We start from the raw sequence: 21532 nt of genomic DNA on the forward strand, positions 1-21532 counted from the left end.
ACGCGCTCGGTCCCGAACAGACGCCGATGACGACAGGGATTTCGTCCGAACGCGTCGAGCTGTCCGTCGACGGCGAAGACGTCGATATTCACTACCGGACCGGCGGCGAGGGGCCGCCGATGGTGTTTCTCCACGGTATCGGGCTGGACGCCGCGACCGTCTCGTGGCGACACGCACTGCCCGCACTCGCGCCAGAGCGGACGGTGTATGCGCTCGATTTGCCGGGCCACGGCGACAGTGACAAGCCCGACCGTGCGTACACGACCGAGTACTACCTCGAGACCCTGTCCGAGTTCATCGACGCGCTCGATATCGAGGAACCCGCACTCGCCGGCCTTTCGATGGGGGGTGCCATCGCACTCGGCCACGCGCTCGATGGCGGCCCCGTCGAGCGGCTGGTGCTGGTCGACAGCTACGGGCTGGGAGCTGACGCCTACTGGCGGACAGCGGCCAGCAGCGTCCTGCAGACGCCGATACTCGGAAACATGCTCTGGCAGGGCGTGGGGTCGTCCCGGCCGGCAATCCGGAACAGCCTCCGCAGCATGGGTCCTGGAGAGCCGCCCCAACAACTGGTCGAGGACGTGAATAGCGCTGTCGACCGACAGACGGTCCGGGCGATGCGGCGCTGGCAGCGTAGCGAGTTTCAGTGGTGCGGGTTTCGAACCGACTACTCCGATCGGTTAGCGGAAATAGATGTGCCGACGATGCTGATTCATGGAGCTGTCGACCCGCTGCTCCCCCGTCGGTGGTCCGAGCAGGCGGCTGGAATGGTCACTGATAGCACGCTGAAGATTTTCGAGAACTGCGGGCACTGTCCACCGCGGGAACACCCCGACCGGTTCAACCGGGCCGTTCGAGCGTTCTGCTGAGTTATTCCGGCAGTTCGTCGATGAGGACGACCGCTTCGCCATCGATGACGACATCGTCGTCAGCAAGGACGCGCGTGGTCAGCCGGTACTGTTCGTCGCCGAGGTCCTCGACGATTTCACATTCGGCAGTGAGCCGGTCACCAATACGGACCGGGTTGTGGAACTCCAGGTCCTGCGAGAGATAGATAGTCAGCCCCGGCAGCCGTGCCAGCGCCGCGCTGATGAGACTCCCGACGAGCGTCCCGTGGGCGATTCGGCCGCGGAAGCGTGTCTGCTCCGCGAACTCGTCGTCGAGGTGAAGCGGATTCGTGTCGCCGCTCGCGGCGGCGAACTGTTGCACGTCGTTTTCCGAGATCGTCTTTGTGAAATCGACGTGGTCGCCGACGCCGAGGCGGCCCGGATGGTCTTCGGAGATCGAGACGTGCCATTCGGGGAGATCTTCGTCCGGTTCGATACGGTCTGCGGGCGTTACGCCGTCTTCGTCCTCCTGCTGGACGCCGAACGCGGCGAACGCTGCCCGGTTAGCTGCGACGACGCTGTTGAACATATGTGACGATGTTTCAGTCCATGTGTCTAACAGCGGGTTTCGTGGCGATTCAGAACTCATCTGTTCTGGTAGTTTATTGGTCGGAGTATTAAACCTTGGTGTTGGTTTCGTCTCAGCTGTCGGTAAACGCCGTCTAACGGGCGTCAGACGGGTGTTTGGGGGTGCCGTTATCGGCGCTGCAGGGCGTAGCACTTCCCTCGACGCCGCTGAACCACTAATACCATTCTCTACCATTCAATGGTAATCAATGGTTTTCAGCGGAAGATTTATATTGTTGAGGAGAGTACATGTAGTTGACCGATGGCCGACGAGGATGATGGCCTGCTGTGGCCTCCGATGTTCAAGGGGATGCAACAGGCGAGCGAGAACGCGATGGAACAGCAACAGCAGCTGATGAAACAGATGTTCGCCAGCGGTGGCATGCCGAGTTTCGATATGAATCAGCTCGGTGCCATGAGCCAGATGGCGACGTTCAAGACCCGCGTGCAAAGCGGGGGTCGGATCAGCATTCCTGATGCGGAGCGAGAGGCGCTGGGCATCGACGAAGGCGACATCGTGCAAGCCGTCGTCCTCCCGGTCACTAACAACAACAGCGAGTAATCCAACAATGGTAGACTACACAACCCCCGTCACGACAGCGTTCGAGATGCAGCGTGCGACGATCGAGCAGAGCCAGAAGGCGCTCGAACAGAGTGTTTCCTTCCAGCAGAACGTTAACAACGCGGTTATCGACAGCCTCGACACGCAGGAGTCGGCACAGCGCCGCGGTGTCGAGCTCCAGCAGACTGCGTTCCACAGCTACCTCGACGCGATGGCGTCGACCATGCCCGGCATGACCGAAACCGTCGAGCAGATCCGTGAGACCGTCGACGAGCAGTTCGACTTCTTGCTCGAGAACCACGCCGAACTGTTCGACAATATGGAAACCGAGCTCGAAGAAGGCGTTGACACCTACGACGAGATGACCGACGAGTACGTCACGGCCGTCAACGACCAGGTCGACATGCTCGTCGAGGCCCACGAGGAACTCGAAGCGCAGTCCGTCGAGGCCGCCGAGCAGTTCGGCGAGCAGCTCGAAGAAGTGCAGGAGCAGGTCGAGGAGATTCAGGAGCAGGTCGAGGAAGTGCAGGCCGAAGCCGCCGACGCTGTCGACGTCGAAGCGTAACGACGACAGTCGGTTTTTTTGTGCGCCCGCCGCCGAGGTACTATTATGAGTAACACAAACGACATTCAGGAGGAATGGACGGAGATGGTTGAGGAGATGAACAACGCGGTCGCCGACTCGATGGAGCAGAACATGAAGGCCCAGGCGGCCTTCGTGGAGTCGTGGGCCGATGCTGTCGAGGATACAATCCCGGAGCAGGAGGACCTTGCTGACGGGATGGACGGCTACAACCGCGCCTACGAGGAGTGGATGGACGCCGCCGAGCAGATGGTCGAACGCTCTACCGACGCCGCTCGGGGCGAGGATGTCGACCCCGCCGAGTTCCGTGACATCTGGCTGCAGTCCGCCAATGAGGCATTCAAACACGTCATGGGTACCTCGGCCTTTGCGGCCGCCAACGGCCAGCTCGTCGAGTCGATGATGGAGATGCAGCAGGAAGCGGACGACCTGAGCCAGGACACGCTGGAACAGCTCGGCTTCCCGACGCGAGACGATGTCGACGAGGTCGGCGAGCGGCTCATTGAACTGGAGCGCCGCCAGCACGCGGTCGAACAGAAGCTCGACCGCGTGCTTGAACACTTGGAAGAGTAATCATGTCAAGCAACCCCTTCAATCCGTTCGAAGCCGCGCTCAACTGGCAGCGCAAGACACTGGAGAACATGACCGACGCCGCCGAGACCAGTCAGATCGCCGACGAGCGGCTGGAACTGCTGGAGTCCGTCGAAGTCGGTCAGACGCCGAGCAACGTCGTGTACGAGGAGAACAAGCTCGAACTCCTCCATTACGACGCCGAGGCTGCCGGTATCGAGGTACCGGACGAGGAGACGGAAGATATCCCGATTCTCATCGTCTACGCCCTTATCAACCGGCCGTACATCCTCGACCTGCAGGAGGAGCGGTCGGTCGTCCGACGGTTGCTCGAGGCGGGCCACGACGTGTACCTCATCGACTGGAACGAGCCCTCGCGGCTCGACCAGCACCTCACGCTCGACGACTACGTCAACCGTTACATGGACAACTGCGTCGACGTGGTCCGCGACCGCTCCGGCCAAGACGCCATCAACATCCTCGGCTACTGCATGGGCGGGACCATGTCGGTGATGTACACTGCGCTCCACAAGGAGAAGGTCAACGCTCTCGGGCTGATGGCGGCAGGACTGTGTTTCGACCACACTGGTGGCGTCCTCGAAGAGTGGGGCTCCGACGAGTACTACGAACCGAGCGACGTGACCGAGACGTTCGGCAACGTCCCCGCGGACATGCTCGACATCGGGTTCGCGCTGATGGACCCCGTCGAGAACTACGTCACGAAGTACATCCGGTTCGCGGAGAACATGGAGAACGAGGGCTTCGTCGAGAACTTCGGCCGGATGGAGAAATGGCTCGGCGACGGTATCGACGTGGCCGGCGAGGCCTATGTTCAGTTCCTCGAAGACGTGTATCAGGACAACAAGCTCTACAGGAACGAGCTGGAACTCAACGGCAAGCACGTCGACCTGGACAACATCGACATGCCGGTCCTCCAGCTCATGGGCGAGTACGACCACCTCATCCCGCCAGAGGCCTCCAAGCCGTTCAACGACGTCATCGCTAGCGACGACACGCGCACGATCGAGTTCTCGACGGGCCACATCGGCCTCTCCGTCTCGTCGTCGACCCACGCCGACCTCTGGCCCGAGGTCGCCGAGTGGTATTCTGAGCGCAACAAGGGAAGCGGCGAAGTCGACATCGAGGTCGAATCTCCCGACGAGGCTGACGACGACCCGGTAGACCAGTCGGAACCTACTGACATCGACGTTGACGCGACGACCGATGTCGATGCCACCGAGGACGAAGACGATGCGACCGACGAACCCGCGGACGTCGATAGCGTCTCCGGTATCGGCCCGACCTACGCCGACCGTCTCCACGGCGCTGGCATCCACAGCGTTGCGGACTTGGCTGAATACGATGCGGCCGAACTGGCCGACATCGCTGAGACTACCGAGTCCCGCGCGCAGGACTGGCTCGACCAGCTGTAATCCGGCGCTGTTTTTCTGTTTCGCGCTGCACGAGTAGCCATGCGCGTCTCGGTCATCGGCGGCTCGACAGTTACCGACGAACAGTATCAGCAGGCACGCGAGGTCGGACGACAACTCGGTGAGCACGGCCACGACATCGTCTGTGGCGGCCTCACCGGTGTAATGGAGGCAGCCTGTCACGGCGCGAGCGAGGCCGGCGGCCACACTATCGGCATCCTGCCCAGTGAGCGCCGGGCCGCCGCAAACGACTACGTCGAGACGGCCATCGCCACGGGACTCGGAAACGCCCGCAACGTCCTCGTCGTGATGAACGGCGCGGCAGTCGTCGCCGTCGACGGCGGCCCCGGGACGCTCTCGGAACTCGGCCACGCGCTTGATATGGGTCGACCGGTCGCCGGGCTCGGAACCCACCGCCTCGACGGCGGCGACGCAATCGAACACGTCGACACGCCCGCCGAAGCCGTCGAGTACGTCGAGTCGGCCGTGCAGTAGCTTTCACTCCAACAGCCGCTTGAGAGCCGCCGCGATTGCGAGAAACGCGACGCTGAGCAGCCTGACCCGCCGACGGGACCTCTCTTGTGGCGTGAACTCCACCGCCAGCACCCGGCGATAGCCCAGCCGTGCCGACGACAACAACAGCCCCGGAACGAGCAGATGAACCACGCCCGCCAGCGCCGTTCCGGTCCACAGCAACCGCCGTTCGGTCCGTGTCAGGTCCATACCGGCTCAAGGGGACGCGTCGGTTTGACCGTGGCGTCTGCTTGCGAAGTGCGTACTGCCCGACACTCTTGCAGAATCGAAACAGCGCCGTGGCTCACTCAGACTGAAGACAGAAAATGTAGAACCGCAACGATTCTTCGCGGGGTCGACGGGCGAGGCAGGCATCCGCGGCCGAAGGCCGCGGTTCTCGGAATCGCCGCAGTGCGGCGATTCCGCCTTTTTCGCCAATGTGGCTTGCCTCGCGGGTCACTTCGTCGTCGGGCGGCGATGCCGCCCGACTGCCTGCGGGACCTTCGGTCCCGCTCTGTTCCCCGCTCGGCGTGCCGAGGTTTCTTCGAAACCTCGCTTACATCATGCCGCCCATGCCGCCGCCCATGCCGCCCATGCCGCCGCCCATGCCGCCGGGCGCGCCGCCGGGGCCGCCGGGTCCGCCTTCGTCCTCGTCGTCGTCGCCCTGGCCACCCTTGAGGTCGCCAGCGGCGATGACGTCGTCGATGCGGAGGATCATGACGGCTGCTTCCGTTGCGCTTTCGACTGCCTGGGTCTTGACACGGAGGGGCTCGACGACGCCGTCCTCTTCCATGTCGACGACCTCACCGGTGTAGGCGTCGAGGCCGGACGTGACCGCGCCGCCGTCGTGCTTGCTGCGGAGGTCGACCAGCGAGTCGATCGGGTCGAGACCGGCGTTCTCCGCGAGGGTGCGCGGGATGACGTCGATGGCGTCGGCGAACGCTTCGACGGCGAGCTGTTCGCGCCCACCGACGGAGTCGGCGTAGTCACGCAGGCCGAGCGCGAGCTGGGTCTCGGGGGCACCGCCGCCGGGCAGGACCTTGCCGTCCTCCAGCGTGGCGGCGACGACGCCGAGCGAGTCCTCGATGGCGCGCTCGACTTCGTCGACGACGTGTTCGGTGCCGCCGCGGAGAATCATCGTGACGGCGCGGGCGTCCTCGACGTCCTCGACGAAGATGCGCTCGTCGCCAGCGATGTCCTTCTGGGCGACGGAGCCGGCGAAGCCGAGGTCGTCGGCTTCGATGTCGTCGATGTTCGAGATGATGCGCGCGCCGGTCGAGCGCGAGAGCGCTTCGATGTCGGACTTCTTGGCGCGGCGGACGGCCAGAATACCTTCCTGAGCGAGGTAGTGCTGGGCCATGTCGTCGATGCCCTTCTGGCAGAAGACGACGTCAGCACCGGCCTCGGCGAGCTTGTCGACCATCTCCTTGAGCTGTTCCTCTTCCTGGTCGAGGAACTGCTGGAGCTGGTCGGGGTCGGTGACGTTGACCTCGGTGTCGAGCTCCGTTTCCGGAACCTCGATGGCCGTGTCGAGCAGGGCAACGTCGGCGTCCTCGACGGCGAACGGCATGTTGTCGTGGACGCGCTCCTTGTCGACGATGACGCCTTCGACGAGTTCGGACTCGTCGGTTGCGCCGCCGACGACGGTTTCGATCTGGATGTTGTCGGTGTCGACGCTGCCGTCGTCGTCGACGACGGACTGTGCGGCGCGGACGACGAGTTCGGCGAGGACGTCCTTGGAGGATTCGGCGCCCTTGCCGGTCATCGCGGTCGCGGCGACCTTTTCGAGGGTCTCCGTGTCGTCGGCGTCGACGTCGATGGCGTTGTCTTCGAGAATCTCCTTGGCTTTCTCGGCGGCCTGGCGGTACCCCTGGGCCAGGATGCTGGCGTGGATGTCCTGGTCGAGGAGTTCCTCGGCCTTCGAGAGGAGTTCGCCGGCCATGACGACCGCCGTCGTGGTGCCGTCGCCCACTTCGTCTTCCTGGGTCTGGGCGACCTCGACGATCATGTTGGCGGCGGGGTGTTCGATGTCCATCTCGTCGAGGATGGTGACGCCGTCGTTCGTGACGACGACCGAGCCCGAGTTGTCGACGAGCATCTTGTCCATGCCCTTCGGACCCAGTGTCGTCCGAACGGCCTCGGCGACGGCCGTCCCGGCCGTGATGTTCATCGACTGCGCGTCCTTTCCGGATGTCCGCTGGGACTCCTCGGAAAGTACAATCATGGGCTGGTTGCCCATCTGCTGTTGAGCCATAGTCAAACGATGATTGAATGTGATTCTATATAAAAGCTTTGGTCACGGCCGGTATATCGCCCCACTGCATGCCACACTCGACGGTGTGATACTACCTAACGTGGGTGGTTTATATACCGACGCAGGGGCGCTCAGCGACCCATTCCGAACCGCCGGTGGCGCAACTCGGGCGTAATCTGGATGCGGGAGATGTCCTGTCCGGTCCGGTACCAGACGAACGCCGCCCTGGTGAACAGTTCCCGGCACTCGATGCGGACTTCCCGGGGGTTGCCCTCCGTCCGCTCGTGGATATCCTCGATTGCGGCCCGAGTGAACAGGTCCGGGGCCTGGCCCTCGTAGGGCTCGTCCCGGAAGTACGCCAGCGAGCGGGCGGTGTACTCGGCCACATCGTCCGGCGAGAACGGGTCGATGCCCTCGTAGTACCGCAGCCGGGAGTCCAGCGTCCCGCGAATCTCGGCAACGCGGCGCTTCCCTTCCGGTGTCCCGGTGAGGAACAGCCGAACGCCGGCGTCGCCGGCCACCTGCAGCGGCGACAGCAGGTCCGCCTCCAGCACCTCGATTTCGTCGACGACCAGCAACAGTGTCCTGTCGTCCTCGCGCACGCGACGGACGATTTCGTGGACGGCGTCTTTCGCCTCCGCGGTCGCCCACGGAATCCCGTCCCGGACCTGCGAGTAGTTGCGCTGGTCGATGGAGTACCCCGCCGCGTAGGCGGCGGTCAGCACCGTCTGGTACAGTTTCCGGGGCGTCGTCTCGCGCGGATTGTCCAGATGCGTGATGACAAACCCCTCGTGTTTCGAGAGGTCCCGAAGGACGATTTCGCGGAACGCCGTCTTCCCGGTCCCATAGGGACTCACCAGCCCGATGTGCTGGTCCTGGAGGAGCCACGACGTGACCTGATTCAGCATTTCGGTGTCGTGACGAACGTAGAGCGGCTCGGGCATGTGGTCCAGCCCGGCCTCCTCGGTGAACGGGAGGTCCGTCACGGTCTCGGCCGTGCCGCCCAGCGCCTCGCCGAAGGCCAGCAGGCGCTGTTCGACCTCTTTCAGCTGGTCCAGCAGGACGCCGGCGGTAGCGCTCTCGGCGCGCTCCGCCTCCTCAGACCGGAGCGACTCGAGCCGGTCCATCACCTCAGAGACGGACTGTCCCGAACCGCTGGTCTTCGGTTGCTCTGTGTCGTCTACCACGGCTATCTCTCTCAGCCTTGCTGGTCCGGCGCGTTATATGTTACGCCCCGAATTTTGGGGAAGATACCGCGGTCAAAACGGCAGCGGGAACGGAACCGAGCCGTAGGCATACCCTTCCATGCCACTCTCGGGCCGGGCGCGGAACACGACGGTCGGCGAGTAGCCCACGTCGGGCTGTTCGCCGTACACCCGCCGCCAGTCGTCGTCCGGGAAGGAACTGCAGTCGACGACGAGGACGGCCCCCGGGTGGGCCGCCAACTGGTCGCGGGTCTTCGCGTCGCCGGAGGCTTTCACCGCGGCGACGGCCGTGTCGACCTGTCGCCGGGACGGCGGCCGCGGCCGGGTGACCTCGACGAGCGTGTCCTCGACTCGGAAGTCGACGGAGTGGCCCGAGTCCAGTTCGACCTCGGGTCTGATGTCGTTGCCCGCGTCGACGAGCAGCTTGGCGACGTTGAACTCGCCCATCGTCGCCCGCATCCGCGAGAGGTCAAAGCCCTCGCTGGTCCCGAGTTTGCTCGCCATCGTGTAGCGGTAGTCGTCGAGTTCGCCGGTCGCGAGGAAGTCATCGTAGAATGCCAGCCCGTCCGCCCGGTCGGCGTCCGGGAAGCCGCCGGCGTGGTCTCGGAAGAACGTCCGTGTCGACTCGCGGCCGTCCTTCGACAGAAACACAGGGAGGAAGAAGTGCGCCAGCGCCTCGTACTCGGTGAGCCACGGGTCTTCCACCTCTAGCTGTGCGAACAGTTCACGCTGGACCCACTCGCTGATGGCGTCGGGCACCTCGTCGAACGTGTATTTCTCTGTCCGCCACAGCGTCTCCGGCGTCTCCGTGTTTCCGACCCAGTAGGCGCGCTGACCGTTCCAGCAAAACAGCGCCAGATCACCGTTGTCCATCTCCAGTCGGCGCGCGGCCCACCCTTCCGGCGGGGCGAACCACGGGCCGTTCATCGCCGCACCGAAAGTGTTCTGCAGCGGTGTCAGCAGGTCGTTCCGGACCCGATTTTCGCTCCATCGCTCGTTCGACTGTCGCAGACGTAAGGGACCAGCCACACGGTCGTGTAGACGGTCAGTGGTCTTGGGCGTTCCGCCCTGCCGAAACGCCGCCGCTCGGACTGCTTGATGCCTCTACCGCCCGTGTGGGACGGTTTCTGGCACCACCGTTACATTGATAGTCACTAGCAGCCAAGTTTCACTGTGGTAACCTATGTCGATGGGAGCGTACGACGACGACGAACACGAACGCCGTGAACGCAAGAACAGCGAGGTCGACCTGTCGGAAGACGACGACCGCAGTACATACCACGGGAGCGTCGATTACGACGGTGACGAGTCGACAGAAGAGTTGCTCGACCAGTTCAAGCAGATCAACTCCGACTGACTGCGGCCGTTCTCGACCGATAGCGCAATAGTCCGACAGAGACGGTCGTCACGGCTGTGACGGCTAGCACGTGGCCGACTAGCGCCGCGAGCAGCACCGGCTGATCAAGCACGAATGGCACGAGCACGAGCTGGAGAACGCCAAAGCCCCAAATCTCTAAGTCGGCCCGCATGAACACCCGCGCTGTCTCGGGGTCGAACCGGTAGCGAGCCGACCGCCACAGGCCTGTGACGCTGGCCCACCACCCGGTCCCGATGCGGTAACTCACATCCCAGAGGATGAGCAGCGTCAGATACACGACCAGTACCGGCGGCTCCGACCCGAACAGCCGGTTCAGCAGCGGCATCGAACTGACCTGCGGGTCGAACACGAACAGATGGGTGAGCAATGCGATGTACGCAAGGACGGACAACACGACTTCGACGTTCGAGGCGAACAGCAGCGCACGGTAGGTCGGTGGCACGTCGATACGCCGGATGAGCGTGCTGATCCGGAGCATTTCTGCGCTTCCGATGGTGGCGACGAACACGACGACCGTTCCAGCGATTGCGGCGCTCCAGACCTCGTAGTACCACGACAGGGCGATGATGGCAACCTCGAAGACGAGGAGCTGAATCGCCATCGCTGCCCACGTCGGGAGGCGAATCCCCGGCAGCGCGCCGATGATGCTCTCATACACCCACGTTTCGCCGTACTCGGGGCGGGCGCTGTCGCCGCTCATCTACCAGCACCACCCGTGGCCGCGGCCGCCCGTGCCGCGTCTCGACTCCGCGACTCGCTGAGGGCTAGCCTGACCGCATCCGCGAACGATGTCGGGTCCACGGCGAACTGTGCCTGTGCAGCCTCGGTGTCTGCGACCACCGGCGTTTTCAGCCCGTGGATGAGCGGGCGGGCGACGCTCGATGGCACGTCGGTCATGAGGGCGACCCAGTACGCTGATAGTTTCGGCGTCAACACCGGTATCGGAACGATTGTCGGCGCACCGGTCCCCATGAGTCGGCCCGTCTGTTCCAGAATCTCAGCGTATGTCAGCACCTCCGGCCCGCCGATTTCGTAGGTTTCACCCGCCGTTTCCGGCTTGTCGAGCACGTCGACCAGGTACGAGACGACGTCATCGATAGCGATGGGGTGGCAGTCCGTCCGTACCCAGCGCGGTGTCAGCATCACGGGCAGTCGCGTCGTTAGCTCGCGTATCATCCGGAAGCTCGCCGAACCCGCGCCGATGATGATGGCCGCCCGGAACGTCGTCAGGTCGTATTCGCCGTCCCGGAGAATGAACTCGACCTCCCGGCGCGACCGGAGGTGTTTCGACAGCGTCTCGTCGTCCTCTCCGAGGCCGCCGAGGTAGACGACGCGGTTGACGCCGGCTTCGTCGGCTGCCCGACGGAAGTTCCGTGCCGCCCGTCGGTCTCGCTCGGCGTAGTCGCTCCCGGCACGCATCGAATGGACCAAATAGTACGCGACATCGACGCCGTCGAGGCCGGCATCGAAACTGCCTGCGTTGAGCAGGTCACCTGTCACCACGTCAACGCCGTCTGGTGGAGTGTACTCGCTCGGGTCGCGAACGAGCGCGCGGACGCTGTGACCGGCCGCGAGGAGCGCCGGGACGAGATGGCTCCCGACAAACCCCGTTGCACCGGTCACGAGCACATGCATACCCTTCCTGCAGGACGGGACGAGGTTAAAACCGTGGCCTGTTCGGTTGCCGTCGTGTCAGACTGCCTTCGATTCAGGACTGCCGAACGAGCGGCTCGTACCAGTCGCGGTTGTCCCGATACCAGTCGATGAACTTCTCGACGCCCTCCCGGATGGTGTGGTCCGGGTCGTAGCCCAGCAGTTCCTCGGCACGGTCGGTCGCGGCGTGGGTGTGTTCGGCGTCGGCGTCGTGGCGTTCTTCATAGACTAGCTCGAGGTCCGGGTCGATCTGGTCGCGGATCTCCGTCGCGAGCGTCTTGATCTCGATGTTGTCCGTCGACCCGATGTTCACGGCCTTACCGTCGGCGGCGTCTTCGTGTAGCAGCGTCATGTTCGCGTCGATGACATCCTCGATATAGGTGAAATCACGCGTTTGCGTGCCGTCACCGTAGATGACCGGCGGTTCGCCGTTGTGACACCGCGAGACGAAGTTCGAGATTGCCATGTTCGGGCGCATCCGCGGGCCGTAGACGGTGAAATAGCGGAGGGCAACGGTGGGGAGGTCGTACACTTCGCTGTAGGCACAGGCGTAGCGCTCGGCGGCGAGCTTCGACGCGCCGTAGGGCGAGACCGGTGTCGTCGGATGCTCCTCGTCGTAGGGCAGGTACTGCGGCTTCCCGTAGACGGAGGAAGAAGAGGCCATCACGAACCGTTCGATGCCTTCGTCGCGGCAGGCGTCGAGGAGGTTCAGCGTGCCGTCGACGTTGACCTCGTCGTACTTTCGGGGGTTCTGCACGCTCGGGCGGACGCCGGCCTGTGCGGCCTGATGGTAGACGTAGTCGGCGTCGGCGACGAGGTCCCTCACCAGCTCCGCGTCACGCACGTCGCCCTCGATGAACTCGTAGCTTCCGCCGCTGTTCCGGGCGGCTTCCCGCCCCGCTTCGACGTTATGCTGCTTGATATCCAGATCGTAAAACGGGTCGCGGTTGTCAAGTACGACCACGTCGTGGCTGTCGGCGGCGAACCGCTCTGCTAGATGACCACCGATGAACCCGGCACCGCCTGTGACCAGTATTTGCATTATCCGGATGCTGTCCATCGGACGACAAAAGTATGTCGAGAGTTAACCACACTGAACTGTCCGAAGGAGCCAGCTACCTTAAAGTGTATACAGTACATAAAAACCGGACAGTGGCCTCCAGAGCCTGCGATGGGTGCGATACGAACGTTTCGATAGCTGGCGGCATCGCCAACATCTGGTCGCAGGAGTCCAGACCGACCGAGGGCATCGTCCTCGAACTCGCCGATGACACAGAGCATTTCCTCTGTTATGACTGCATCGACCGGCTACCGGACGATCAAGAAGTGACTGCGGCAGATGTGGCCGCTCTCTCTGCACAGACTGACGACTGATCGTTAGTTCTTGTCTGGATTACTGCGAACCGGCGCTGTCGCTTTTCGAGTAGTTCGATAAGAACAAGTGTCAGATGTGGTCGCCCGAAGGCGACCGAAAATCTGCCTTAGTTGCGGACGACGTTCGTCGCGCGGGGGCCCTTGTCGGCCTGTTCGATGTCAAATTCGATCTCCTCGCCTTCTTCGAGGTCAGGGCCGCCAACGTCTTCCATGTGGAAGAAAACGTCATCGTCCGCGTCCTCAGTCGAGATGAAACCGTAACCGCCTGTGTCGTTGAAGAAATCAACCTTACCGTTTGCCATTGCAAATATACGTACAGGGGGTATATGTATAAGAGTTCCGAGAGTACCAGTACCACGACCGTGTGCCTGTGAACACGACCCACGCTCTCATCTCGGGTAACTGCTGACGCACACTCGGCGACAGGAAAGGTTTAGGCCGCCTCGTCCGTTCCCTTCTCGCGTGTACCCCGCGCGGATCACCGACGAGTTCCCGGCCCCGTCGTACCGGGGCAACCAGAAACAGGCCCTGGCTGATATCCGCGCGGCCTTCGAGCGCGGCAAGGACGTTGTGCTCGTCCGCGCGCCGACCGGCAGCGGGAAATCGCTCCTCGCCCGGGCTATCGCCGGGTGTGCCCGGACCGCTGGCGAAGCTGCCGCCGAGCAGGTCATCGACGCCTACTACACCACACCACAGGTCTCGCAACTGGACGATGTGGCCGAAGATGCCCTGCTGGAGGACCTCTGTGTCATCCGCGGGAAGAACAACTACGACTGTATCCTCCCCGGCGAGACGGACACGCCGGTGAACCAGGCTCCATGCGTGCGCGAACGGAAGTTCGACTGCCAGGTCAAACACCGCTGTCCGTACTTTTCGGACCGCGCTATCGCCTCAAACCGCCGAATCGCCGCGATGACGCTCGCCTATTTCATGCAGACTGCCGGTAGCGACGTGTTCGGGAAACGCGACGTGGTTGTCATCGACGAAGCTCACGGCCTCGGCGAGTGGGCGGAGATGTACGCCACTATCGACCTCTCGCCGGGGACCATCCCGATGTGGAACGATATCGACGTGCCCGAAATTGACGGGCTGGACGAGGCTGTCGCGTTCACGGAGCGCGTCGAACACCTCGCCGAGCGCCGCGTGAAGGAACTACGAAAGAAGGCGGAACTCACCGGCGAGGAGGTGGCCGAGCGCGACTCGCTGAACACGCTCCGGCAGGACCTCGGGTGGTTCCGCGAGGACTACACGGACGCCGAGAGCGCGACGACGTGGGTCGTCGATCAGGCCGACGGCGAGAACGCTCCGGTGACTATCAAGCCGATGAACCCAGAGCGGTACCTCAAACATACCGTCTGGGAGCGTGGCAATCGCTTCGCCTTGCTGTCGGCGACCATCCTCAACAAGGAGGCGTTCTGCGCCAACGTCGGTCTCGACCCCGAGAACGTCGCGCTCGTGGAGGTCGGCCACACCTTCCCCGTCGAGAACCGGCCGCTGTACGATGTGACACAGGGGAAAATGACATACGAGTACCGCGACGACACGCTACCGGACATCGCCCGGACCATCGTTCGTATCATGGCTCAGCACACGGACGAGAAGGGGCTGGTCCACTGCCACTCCTACGCTATCCAGGAGCAACTGAACGAACTCTTAGACGATTTCGGCGTCGGCGCGCGCGTCCGCACCCACGACAAGGATGGCCGGGACGGGGCGCTCGCGGCCTGGAAGCGAAGCGACAACCCCGACGTATTCCTCTCGGTGAAGATGGAGGAGGCCCTGGACTTGGAGGGGGACCTCTGTCGCTGGCAGGTGCTGTGCAAGGCCCCGTACCCGAACACGCGGGACTCCCGCGTCGCCCGACGGCTCGAAGACGACCAATGGGGCTGGTACTACCGGACCGCGCTGCGGACGGTCATCCAGGCCTGTGGCCGCGTCGTCCGCGCGCCCGACGACTACGGCGCGACCTACCTCGCGGACTCGTCGCTACTGGACCTGTTTGACCGCGCCGAACACGACATGCCCGACTGGTTCCGTGCACAGGTCGACCGGCTCTCCCGGCCCGACCTGCCGCGGTTCGCGCCGGACCGGGCGCTGTCGGCGGTCAGTTCGGGCACGAAACGCCGGCACAATCGCTCACGGTCTCGGTCTGGGGACGAAAATCACCCGCTTTCGGACGTGTGGGACTAAAAGAAGGCGAAGGCTAATCCGTAAACCACTGACGACCCGACCATCAGGCCGACCAGAATGATGGCGATAATCTGCTGTCTATCCATACCTCTCCTTGACCGCTGGCGCAATTAGGCGTTACGACCGCCCGTTCGACGCGCCCCGTTACGGACGACCTACTCTACCCGAGCGTCGACAACGACGTGGGCGACGCCCTCGCTGTACTCCTTGACGCGCCGGGTGTCCAGTACCTCGACCGCCCGGTCGGCCTCGGCGGCGGCTGCCTCCAGGCGCTCTATTGGGCGGTCGAACACGAGCGCGTCCGGCGTCGCCTCGTGCATGTGGAGGACGCCGCCGGGCGCGAGCGCATCGAGCGCGCTGCCGAGGTACTCGTGTGCTTCGTAGTAGCCCATCACCACGCGGTCGGCGCGCCCCTCCTCGGCGAAGCCCGGAATGACCTCCCGACAATCAGCCCGATACGGGTGAACCCGCTCGTCTACGTCGTTTAGCATGACGTTCTCGACCAGAAAGCGAAACGCTGTGGGATTGCGCTCGACGGCGGTGACGTTCGCGCCGGCGCGGGCCATCGGGAGGGTGAAGTAGCCGATGCCGGCGAACATATCCAGCACGCGCTCATCTGCCGCAACGACATCGCCCATCCGTGCCCGCTCGGCCTTGTTGCCGGGTGAGAACATCACTTCGGCAAGGTCCATCGCGTACCGGGTCCCGTGTTCGGTGTGGATCGTCTCGGTATCACCGTCACCGGCGATGACCTCGACGCTGGGTTCGCGGTGCTCGCCGGAGATGCCGTGGCGGGCCAGCACCGTCTCTGCCTCGCCGTGGAGCGCCAGTAGCGCCTCGCCGACCTCGGACGGCCGGGGACTGTCGCCGATGTCGACCAGCACGACGGAGCCCAGTACGGCCCAGGAACCGGGTGCGGCGGCGATTTCTGCGTCGGTCCAGCCGCGCTCCCGAAGGTGGTCATCGAGCGTTCGGAGGCGGCGTTCGCCGACCTGGCGGACGACCTCCCGGAACTGCGTCTCCTGTGGCGGTGCCGTCACCGGAACGGCAACGCTGTCGGCGGTCCACTCGGTGATGCTTCTGGTGTCGTCGTAGACGCCCTCGGCCTGCAGGGACTTGATAGCGGCCTGCGAGCGTGGTTTGGCGACGACGGCGGCGAGCCGCTGGTCGCCATGCCCTCCCGCGTCGTCACTCATCGGCGTCCGTCTCGGCCGGGAGGACGTGCAACCCGGCGTGGCTTTTCAGCACCGGCACTTCGTCGGCGTCGGTGTCGAGGTAATCCGGTCGCGGGACGGTCTTGCTCTCGAAGGTTTCGGGGTCGAGGACCTGCACGGCCCGCTCGTCCTCGACAGCGACGAGCGTGGTCGTCTGGGCATCATCGCGGAACCCCAGCCGCTGAGCGTCTGGTGTCTCACCCTCTTCGAAACTCGCCTCGTAGTCCTCGCCGGTCGCCAGCCGGACCCCCTTGAGGTTCCCCTGGACCGACCGGACCAGCACCGGCCCGTCGCCGTCCTCCGGGTCGATAATTTCGCCCTGGCGGTAGCGGGGCAGGCGGACGGCGTAGGTCATCCGATACAGCTCTTGGCCGTCCTCGTCCTCGGAGATGAGACGCCGCGAGTCGGAGTAGGAGCCGCCGAGCTGGGCGGTGATGCGCTTGGCGATGCCAAGCCCCATCTGGTTCGTCGATATCTTCATGTCCAGCCCGTCGTCGACGGACTTGGTCTCGGTGATGAAGGCGTTGCGGTCGCCGGTCTCCTCGCGGGCGGCGATGTACTCCTGAGCTATCTCTTCGGCCCGCTCCCGCTCCTCGTCGGTCGGGTCGCGCCCGCTGGCCCGCACCTGAACGATGCTGGCGAAGGAGCCGCCGGCGATTTTCCCGCAGCGCTTGCACGTCTGCCGGGAGATACGGACGGGGACGGTGACCTCCTCAGTGACCGGCGTCCCGCGGATGACGCCGGAGAACTCGGCGTGCATTCGGATGTTGTTCTTGTCGAGTTGCTCGGGAGCGACCTGCCAGGCGACCGACTGGGCGTCGACGTGAATTCCCAGGGCCTCGCTGACCTGTTCGACGGCGATGTCGGTGTAGTCCTCCGCGCCGATGTCGACCCAGCGGTTCCCCTTGTGGACTGCGCCACACCGCGAACAGACCCGCACCTGAATGGTGTCAGGGGCGTCCACCAGGTCGAACTCCTCGAAGTAGCAGGCGTCACAGAGGACGTGCTCGGAGTTGCGCTGGCCGCCGGCACCCGAAAGCTCCGGGCGCTCGTCGGTGCCCTCCGGTATCTCGTCACCGCAGCGTGGACAGAACTCTCCCGACCGGCTCATTACCGGTCCTACTGTACTGAACCGCTTAAGCCGTGTGTTCCGCCATCGAGATGACGCCGCTGGCAGGCCCGATACCGCCCTCGCCTACTCACCCGTGAGTGTCGGCGCGGTAACGTCGGCGTCGGCGGCCTCACGCCATTCGTGTTCGGGCACCCAGTCCAACAGCCCCTGTGCTTTCGCGGTCGAGAGCGCCGACTGGTCGCCGTCGAGCTTGCACTCCGCGGGAAGCTCGCCCCACTGCTCCTCCACGAGGTCGGCCGTTGGCCGTCCGACGTAGTTCTCGGCGGCGGCGACGTTGAACGCTTCGTGCCCGCCGATGTCGGCATCGAGCGCCGCCGCGACGGCCGTCGCTACGTCACGGACATCGACGTAGGACCAGCAGTTACCCGCACCGTCGGCGAGGTCGCCTGCGGCCACGTCCCGGCAGTTGTACTCGCCGGGGTACTGAATCCACGACGGCCGTATCGAGGCCACGTCCACGTCGTCGCGCCGGACGACCATCTTTGCGATCTCTTCGCCGGCGACCTTCGACGTGCCGTACGGGTCCTCCGGCGCGGTCGGATGTGATTCATCTATCGGGAGATACGCCGGCAGCGGCGTCTCGTCGGCGAAGGCCAGCCCGTAGGCGCTTTCGGAGGACGCCCAGACGACATCTGCGCCGGCGCGACCTGCGGCGTCGATGACGTTGTACGTCGCCGAGACGTTAGTGTCGAACACTCGCGTGCCCGCGTGCCGCTCCGGCGCTGGCAACGCAGCCCAGTGGACGACGGCGTCCGGATCGACCTCGCTGAAGAGGTCCCGAACTTCCACCCCCTCGGTCACGTCGACAGCTTTGAAATCTATGCGCTCTCGCGTCGGAATCTCCCAGCCGGGGTGGTCTAGGTCCACGCAGACGACGTGGTACTCGCCGGCGAGGTGGTCGCAGATCCAGCGCCCGGAGCGCCCGCGCCCGCCAGTGACGGCGACTGTGTCGGTCATGTATCCGATTGTTGCCCGGAGAGTAAATGTGTGTGGACAGCTGCCCCGTTGACGGTCCACTGGCCCGTGCCGTGTGGCGCTTTCCCACGATAGCGAGGTTTTAGAGTGTCGACCGTCTATCAGTGGGTATGGAGTGGCAAACAGACTGGGGGCTCCGTGGCCGGATGGCTCTGACGATGTTCCTGCTGTTCGCGCTGTACATCGTCTTCCTTGGAGCGCTCACGCTGTATTTCAGCAATCTCGCCCTTATCGTGGTCGTCATGGGACTGTTCCTCGGCGCGCAGTTCTTCTTCAGCGACAAGCTCGCCCTGTATTCGATGGGAGCCCGGACGGTCGAACCGGAGGAGTATCCGGAACTCCACCGGACCGTCGACCGCCTGGCCCAGCAGGCCGACCTCCCGAAGCCGAAGGTCGCCGTCGCCGACTCTCGGGTGCCCAACGCCTTCGCCACCGGCCGGTCGAAGAGTAGCTCGGCCGTCTGCGTGACGACGGGCATCATGAATACGCTGGACCAGGACGAACTGGAGGGCGTCATCGCGCACGAACTGGCCCACATCAAGAACCGCGACGTGATGGTGATGACCATCGCCTCGTTCCTCTCGACGATTGCCTTCCTCATCGTCCGATGGGGCTGGCTGTTCAGCGGCGGCCGCGAACGCGGCGGCCAGCAGGTCCCGGTTATTGTCGCCATACTCATCTCGCTGGTCGTCTGGGTCGTTTCCTTCCTCTTGATCCGGACGCTCAGCCGCTACCGCGAGTACGCCGCTGACCGCGGCGGCGCGATGATTACCGGCAAGCCTGCCGCCCTTGCGAACGCACTGATGAAAATCGATGGTCGGATGGACAAGGTGCCAAAGGAGGATATGCGCGATCAGGCCGAAATGAACGCGTTTTTCATCATCCCGATTGACGTCGGGTGGATCGGCCGTCTGGCCAGCACTCACCCCTCGACGGAGAAACGCATCGACCGCCTGCAGGACCTCGAACGCGAACTCGAAAGTCGGTAATTTCCGCTGGCTGTCTGGCTGTTCGAATACGCGTCACCGAACACAGACACCGACTGGTCGAGACGCAAACCACCTTGGTCTCCGGCCCGTAGGGGCTCGCATATGGGACTGCTCGACGGACTCAAGAGCGTCCTCGGGGTGAAAGCCGAGGCCGACGCGACGCGGGACGCCGACCCGGACGACCTGTTCGGGATGAGTACCGCCTACATCACGATGGAAGCCGACTTGGGGTACGAGTCGACCGGCGAGGCAGCGCTGTGTTTCGCCGACGTGGATAGCACGGACTTTCAGGACGCCGTCGACGAGGTCGAATCCATCCTCGACGCCGGAATGGTCGAGACGGGCACGCGGGCGACGTTTGAGACCGACGACCACGGCTACCAGTGGGTTGTGCTCCACGACAACGACTTCGAGGATTTGCTCACGTCGATCCACTTCGCAGCGGACACGCTCGTCGAGCGGCGCTACGGGTCGCGCCTGCTCGCGGCGCTGTTCGCGTTCGAACACACGCGTGACGACCAGACCGTCTACTGGGTGTACTCCTTCCGCCGGGGCGCGTACTACCCGTTTGCTCCGGACCCTCACAACAGCCACGAGCGCAACACGTCCGCGGAGTTCAAACTGGACAGCAACCTCAGCGACGAGATCACTGTCGAGGGCGACAAGGAGTATTGGTATCCACTGTGGCCCGACCGTCCCGGCTACCACCCCTGGGAGTAAGACGGCTCGCTCTTTCCCTTTCACATCTAAAACTCCCGATTCCATTCCGTATTATCCCGCTGCCGTCCTACACTTTCACTTTCACTCTGGTGTTAACGAGGCTTTATACCCACGGACGCACAAGCCACGTCTATGTCCGCAAGTGAGGACCTCGAAGAGCTGCCGGGTGTCGGTCCGGCGACAGCAGAGAAACTCGAAGACAACGGCTACGACTCCTACCAGGGAATTGCGGTTGCCTCTCCCGGCGAACTGTCGAACACGGCCGACATCGGCGAATCGTCGGCAGCCGATATCATCCAGGCAGCTCGTGAAGCGGCCGATATCGGTGGTTTCGAGACTGGATCGACGGTACTCGAACGCCGCGAACAGATCGGGAAGCTCTCCTGGGGCGTCGACGAGGTCGACGACCTGCTCGGCGGCGGCGTCGAGACCCAGTCCATCACCGAGGTGTACGGCGAGTTCGGGGCCGGTAAGTCTCAGGTAACGCACCAGCTCGCCGTCAACGTCCAGCTCCCCGCCGAACACGGCGGGCTGGAGGGAAGCGCCATTTTCGTCGACTCCGAGGACACGTTCCGCCCCGAGCGTATCGAACAGATGGTCAAGGGCCTCGATGACGAGGTTCTGGCCGACACGCTGGTCCTCCACGGCGTCGTTGAGGAAGCAGACGACGCTGACCCCACCGACGACGACCAGCTCGACGCCCTCGTCTCTTCCGTGCTGGAGAAGATTCACGTCGCGAAGGCGTTCAACTCCAACCACCAGATCCTTCTCGCCGAGAAGGCACAGGAAATCGCCAGCGAGAGTCAGGACGAGGAGTTCCCCGTCCGCCTGCTCGCCGTCGACTCGCTGACTGCTCACTTCCGCGCCGAGTACGTCGGGCGTGGCGAACTCGCCGACCGGCAGCAGAAGCTCAACAAGCACCTCCACGACCTGATGCGCGTCGGTGACCTCAACAACACTGCTGTCGTCGTCACGAACCAGGTCGCCTCGAACCCGGACTCCTTTTTCGGCGATCCGACCCAGCCCATCGGTGGCAACATCCTCGGCCACACTTCCACGTTCCGGATGTACCTCCGCAAGTCCAAGGGGAACAAGCGCATCGTCAAGCTCGTCGACGCGCCGAACCTCCCGGACGGCGAGGGTGTCATGCGCGTCGAAGAGGACGGCCTGCTGAACGAGTAGTCCAGATCCGGCAGTCACGGCTCGCCGACTCGATCGACTGCAGAGCGTTTTCTCCAGCGGCCTTTGACACCTCCGACAGCTTTTTCCCGGACTAGTATGTGGACTGGTCCCGCGACTCGAACCCCTTCGTTTCATCTCGAACCGACTCCCGTCT

The 21532-nt window shown here is 63.9% G+C and carries 23 protein-coding genes; 11 read left to right on the forward strand and 12 right to left on the reverse strand.

What is annotated here, in order from left to right; all coding sequences use genetic code 11:
• Positions 1 to 26: 26 nt before the first annotated feature.
• Positions 27 to 869, forward strand: a complete 843-nt coding sequence (locus tag BVU17_00730) for an alpha/beta hydrolase (GenBank protein AUG46121.1) — start codon at positions 27 to 29, stop codon at positions 867 to 869.
• Position 870: 1 nt separating this feature from the next.
• On the opposite strand, the gene BVU17_00735 is transcribed toward BVU17_00730, so the two are convergent.
• Positions 871 to 1476, reverse strand: coding sequence for an acyl dehydratase (locus BVU17_00735; protein AUG46122.1), 606 nt, complete (start codon positions 1474 to 1476; stop codon positions 871 to 873).
• 240 nt (positions 1477 to 1716) lie between these two features.
• Between BVU17_00735 and BVU17_00740 the strand changes: the two genes are divergently transcribed.
• Genes BVU17_00740 through BVU17_00760 form a run of 5 tightly spaced genes read left to right on the forward strand, consistent with a single transcriptional unit; the run spans position 1717 to position 5094 of the window.
• Entirely contained in the window at positions 1717 to 2016 is a 300-nt protein-coding gene (locus BVU17_00740; GenBank protein AUG46123.1) for a hypothetical protein, read from the forward strand.
• 7 nt (positions 2017 to 2023) lie between these two features.
• Positions 2024 to 2581, forward strand: a complete 558-nt coding sequence (locus tag BVU17_00745) for a hypothetical protein (GenBank protein AUG46124.1) — start codon at positions 2024 to 2026, stop codon at positions 2579 to 2581.
• Positions 2582 to 2626: 45 nt separating this feature from the next.
• On the forward strand, positions 2627 to 3172 hold the full coding sequence (locus BVU17_00750) for a poly(R)-hydroxyalkanoic acid synthase subunit (protein ID AUG46125.1): 546 nt from the start codon (positions 2627 to 2629) through the stop codon (positions 3170 to 3172).
• 2 nt (positions 3173 to 3174) lie between these two features.
• A complete protein-coding gene (locus BVU17_00755; protein AUG46126.1) occupies positions 3175 to 4602 on the forward strand; it encodes a class III poly(R)-hydroxyalkanoic acid synthase subunit PhaC in 1428 nt (475 codons plus the stop codon).
• A gap of 39 nt (positions 4603 to 4641) precedes the next feature.
• On the forward strand, positions 4642 to 5094 hold the full coding sequence (locus BVU17_00760) for a TIGR00725 family protein (protein ID AUG46127.1): 453 nt from the start codon (positions 4642 to 4644) through the stop codon (positions 5092 to 5094).
• A gap of 3 nt (positions 5095 to 5097) precedes the next feature.
• On the opposite strand, the gene BVU17_00765 is transcribed toward BVU17_00760, so the two are convergent.
• The 7 genes from BVU17_00765 to BVU17_00795 all read right to left on the reverse strand — a co-directional run bounded on the left by BVU17_00765 (position 5098) and on the right by BVU17_00795 (position 12644).
• Positions 5098 to 5322, reverse strand: a complete 225-nt coding sequence (locus BVU17_00765; GenBank protein AUG46128.1) for a hypothetical protein — start codon at positions 5320 to 5322, stop codon at positions 5098 to 5100.
• A 346-nt stretch (positions 5323 to 5668) separates the two neighbouring features.
• Complete coding sequence (locus BVU17_00770) at positions 5669 to 7351, reverse strand: thermosome subunit (GenBank protein ID AUG48797.1); 1683 nt, start codon at positions 7349 to 7351, stop codon at positions 5669 to 5671.
• A 146-nt stretch (positions 7352 to 7497) separates the two neighbouring features.
• On the reverse strand, positions 7498 to 8493 hold the full coding sequence (locus tag BVU17_00775) for a hypothetical protein (protein AUG48798.1): 996 nt from the start codon (positions 8491 to 8493) through the stop codon (positions 7498 to 7500).
• A gap of 132 nt (positions 8494 to 8625) precedes the next feature.
• Entirely contained in the window at positions 8626 to 9600 is a 975-nt protein-coding gene (locus BVU17_00780; protein AUG46129.1) for a hypothetical protein, read from the reverse strand.
• A 314-nt stretch (positions 9601 to 9914) separates the two neighbouring features.
• A complete protein-coding gene (locus BVU17_00785; protein ID AUG46130.1) occupies positions 9915 to 10649 on the reverse strand; it encodes a hypothetical protein in 735 nt (244 codons plus the stop codon).
• Entirely contained in the window at positions 10646 to 11584 is a 939-nt protein-coding gene (locus BVU17_00790; protein ID AUG46131.1) for an NADH-binding protein, read from the reverse strand. The genes BVU17_00785 and BVU17_00790 overlap by 4 nt, the downstream gene beginning before the upstream one ends.
• A 73-nt stretch (positions 11585 to 11657) precedes the next feature.
• Positions 11658 to 12644: a UDP-glucose 4-epimerase gene (locus tag BVU17_00795; GenBank protein AUG48799.1), complete on the reverse strand. Its 987-nt coding sequence runs from the start codon at positions 12642 to 12644 to the stop codon at positions 11658 to 11660.
• Between the two features lie 110 nt (positions 12645 to 12754).
• Between BVU17_00795 and BVU17_00800 the strand changes: the two genes are divergently transcribed.
• Complete coding sequence (locus BVU17_00800) at positions 12755 to 12976, forward strand: hypothetical protein (GenBank protein ID AUG46132.1); 222 nt, start codon at positions 12755 to 12757, stop codon at positions 12974 to 12976.
• A 107-nt stretch (positions 12977 to 13083) separates the two neighbouring features.
• On the opposite strand, the gene BVU17_00805 is transcribed toward BVU17_00800, so the two are convergent.
• Positions 13084 to 13278, reverse strand: coding sequence for a cold-shock protein (locus BVU17_00805; GenBank protein ID AUG46133.1), 195 nt, complete (start codon positions 13276 to 13278; stop codon positions 13084 to 13086).
• A 160-nt stretch (positions 13279 to 13438) separates the two neighbouring features.
• Between BVU17_00805 and BVU17_00810 the strand changes: the two genes are divergently transcribed.
• On the forward strand, positions 13439 to 15166 hold the full coding sequence (locus BVU17_00810; protein AUG46134.1) for a helicase: 1728 nt from the start codon (positions 13439 to 13441) through the stop codon (positions 15164 to 15166).
• A gap of 155 nt (positions 15167 to 15321) precedes the next feature.
• On the opposite strand, the gene BVU17_00815 is transcribed toward BVU17_00810, so the two are convergent.
• The 3 genes from BVU17_00815 to BVU17_00825 form a co-directional block, all read right to left on the reverse strand.
• Positions 15322 to 16362 carry an SAM-dependent methyltransferase gene (locus tag BVU17_00815; protein AUG46135.1) on the reverse strand — a complete coding sequence of 347 codons (1041 nt, stop codon included), beginning with the start codon at positions 16360 to 16362 and terminating at the stop codon, positions 15322 to 15324.
• On the reverse strand, positions 16355 to 17491 hold the full coding sequence (locus BVU17_00820) for a hypothetical protein (protein ID AUG46136.1): 1137 nt from the start codon (positions 17489 to 17491) through the stop codon (positions 16355 to 16357). Before BVU17_00820 ends, BVU17_00815 begins: the two co-directional genes overlap by 8 nt.
• Positions 17492 to 17575: 84 nt before the next feature.
• On the reverse strand, positions 17576 to 18469 hold the full coding sequence (locus BVU17_00825; GenBank protein AUG46137.1) for a UDP-glucose 4-epimerase: 894 nt from the start codon (positions 18467 to 18469) through the stop codon (positions 17576 to 17578).
• Positions 18470 to 18597: 128 nt separating this feature from the next.
• Between BVU17_00825 and BVU17_00830 the strand changes: the two genes are divergently transcribed.
• The 3 genes from BVU17_00830 to BVU17_00840 all read left to right on the forward strand — a co-directional run bounded on the left by BVU17_00830 (position 18598) and on the right by BVU17_00840 (position 21378).
• On the forward strand, positions 18598 to 19476 hold the full coding sequence (locus BVU17_00830) for a zinc metalloprotease HtpX (GenBank protein AUG46138.1): 879 nt from the start codon (positions 18598 to 18600) through the stop codon (positions 19474 to 19476).
• Positions 19477 to 19578: 102 nt separating this feature from the next.
• Positions 19579 to 20196: a hypothetical protein gene (locus tag BVU17_00835; protein ID AUG46139.1), complete on the forward strand. Its 618-nt coding sequence runs from the start codon at positions 19579 to 19581 to the stop codon at positions 20194 to 20196.
• 132 nt (positions 20197 to 20328) lie between these two features.
• Positions 20329 to 21378, forward strand: a complete 1050-nt coding sequence (locus tag BVU17_00840) for a DNA repair and recombination protein RadA (protein ID AUG46140.1) — start codon at positions 20329 to 20331, stop codon at positions 21376 to 21378.
• The last annotated feature ends 154 nt before the right edge of the window (positions 21379 to 21532 follow it).

The organism is Haloarcula taiwanensis, from assembly GCA_002844335.1.
Taxonomy (GTDB): domain Archaea; phylum Halobacteriota; class Halobacteria; order Halobacteriales; family Haloarculaceae; genus Haloarcula; species Haloarcula taiwanensis.

Coding starts and splice junctions, on each gene's coding strand:
- BVU17_00815 (AUG46135.1), bottom strand. CDS start 16,362: ATGAGTGACGACGCGGGAGGGCATGGCGACCAGCGGCTCGCCGCCGTC.
- BVU17_00840 (AUG46140.1), top strand. CDS start 20,329: ATGTCCGCAAGTGAGGACCTCGAAGAGCTGCCGGGTGTCGGTCCGGCG.
- BVU17_00735 (AUG46122.1), bottom strand. CDS start 1,476: ATGAGTTCTGAATCGCCACGAAACCCGCTGTTAGACACATGGACTGAA.
- BVU17_00730 (AUG46121.1), top strand. CDS start 27: ATGACGACAGGGATTTCGTCCGAACGCGTCGAGCTGTCCGTCGACGGC.
- BVU17_00750 (AUG46125.1), top strand. CDS start 2,627: ATGAGTAACACAAACGACATTCAGGAGGAATGGACGGAGATGGTTGAG.
- BVU17_00770 (AUG48797.1), bottom strand. CDS start 7,351: ATGGGCAACCAGCCCATGATTGTACTTTCCGAGGAGTCCCAGCGGACA.
- BVU17_00795 (AUG48799.1), bottom strand. CDS start 12,644: ATGCAAATACTGGTCACAGGCGGTGCCGGGTTCATCGGTGGTCATCTA.
- BVU17_00765 (AUG46128.1), bottom strand. CDS start 5,322: ATGGACCTGACACGGACCGAACGGCGGTTGCTGTGGACCGGAACGGCG.
- BVU17_00830 (AUG46138.1), top strand. CDS start 18,598: ATGGAGTGGCAAACAGACTGGGGGCTCCGTGGCCGGATGGCTCTGACG.
- BVU17_00745 (AUG46124.1), top strand. CDS start 2,024: ATGGTAGACTACACAACCCCCGTCACGACAGCGTTCGAGATGCAGCGT.
- BVU17_00760 (AUG46127.1), top strand. CDS start 4,642: ATGCGCGTCTCGGTCATCGGCGGCTCGACAGTTACCGACGAACAGTAT.
- BVU17_00790 (AUG46131.1), bottom strand. CDS start 11,584: ATGCATGTGCTCGTGACCGGTGCAACGGGGTTTGTCGGGAGCCATCTC.
- BVU17_00755 (AUG46126.1), top strand. CDS start 3,175: ATGTCAAGCAACCCCTTCAATCCGTTCGAAGCCGCGCTCAACTGGCAG.
- BVU17_00835 (AUG46139.1), top strand. CDS start 19,579: ATGGGACTGCTCGACGGACTCAAGAGCGTCCTCGGGGTGAAAGCCGAG.
- BVU17_00820 (AUG46136.1), bottom strand. CDS start 17,491: ATGAGCCGGTCGGGAGAGTTCTGTCCACGCTGCGGTGACGAGATACCG.
- BVU17_00775 (AUG48798.1), bottom strand. CDS start 8,493: ATGGACCGGCTCGAGTCGCTCCGGTCTGAGGAGGCGGAGCGCGCCGAG.
- BVU17_00740 (AUG46123.1), top strand. CDS start 1,717: ATGGCCGACGAGGATGATGGCCTGCTGTGGCCTCCGATGTTCAAGGGG.
- BVU17_00805 (AUG46133.1), bottom strand. CDS start 13,278: ATGGCAAACGGTAAGGTTGATTTCTTCAACGACACAGGCGGTTACGGT.
- BVU17_00785 (AUG46130.1), bottom strand. CDS start 10,649: ATGAGCGGCGACAGCGCCCGCCCCGAGTACGGCGAAACGTGGGTGTAT.
- BVU17_00825 (AUG46137.1), bottom strand. CDS start 18,469: ATGACCGACACAGTCGCCGTCACTGGCGGGCGCGGGCGCTCCGGGCGC.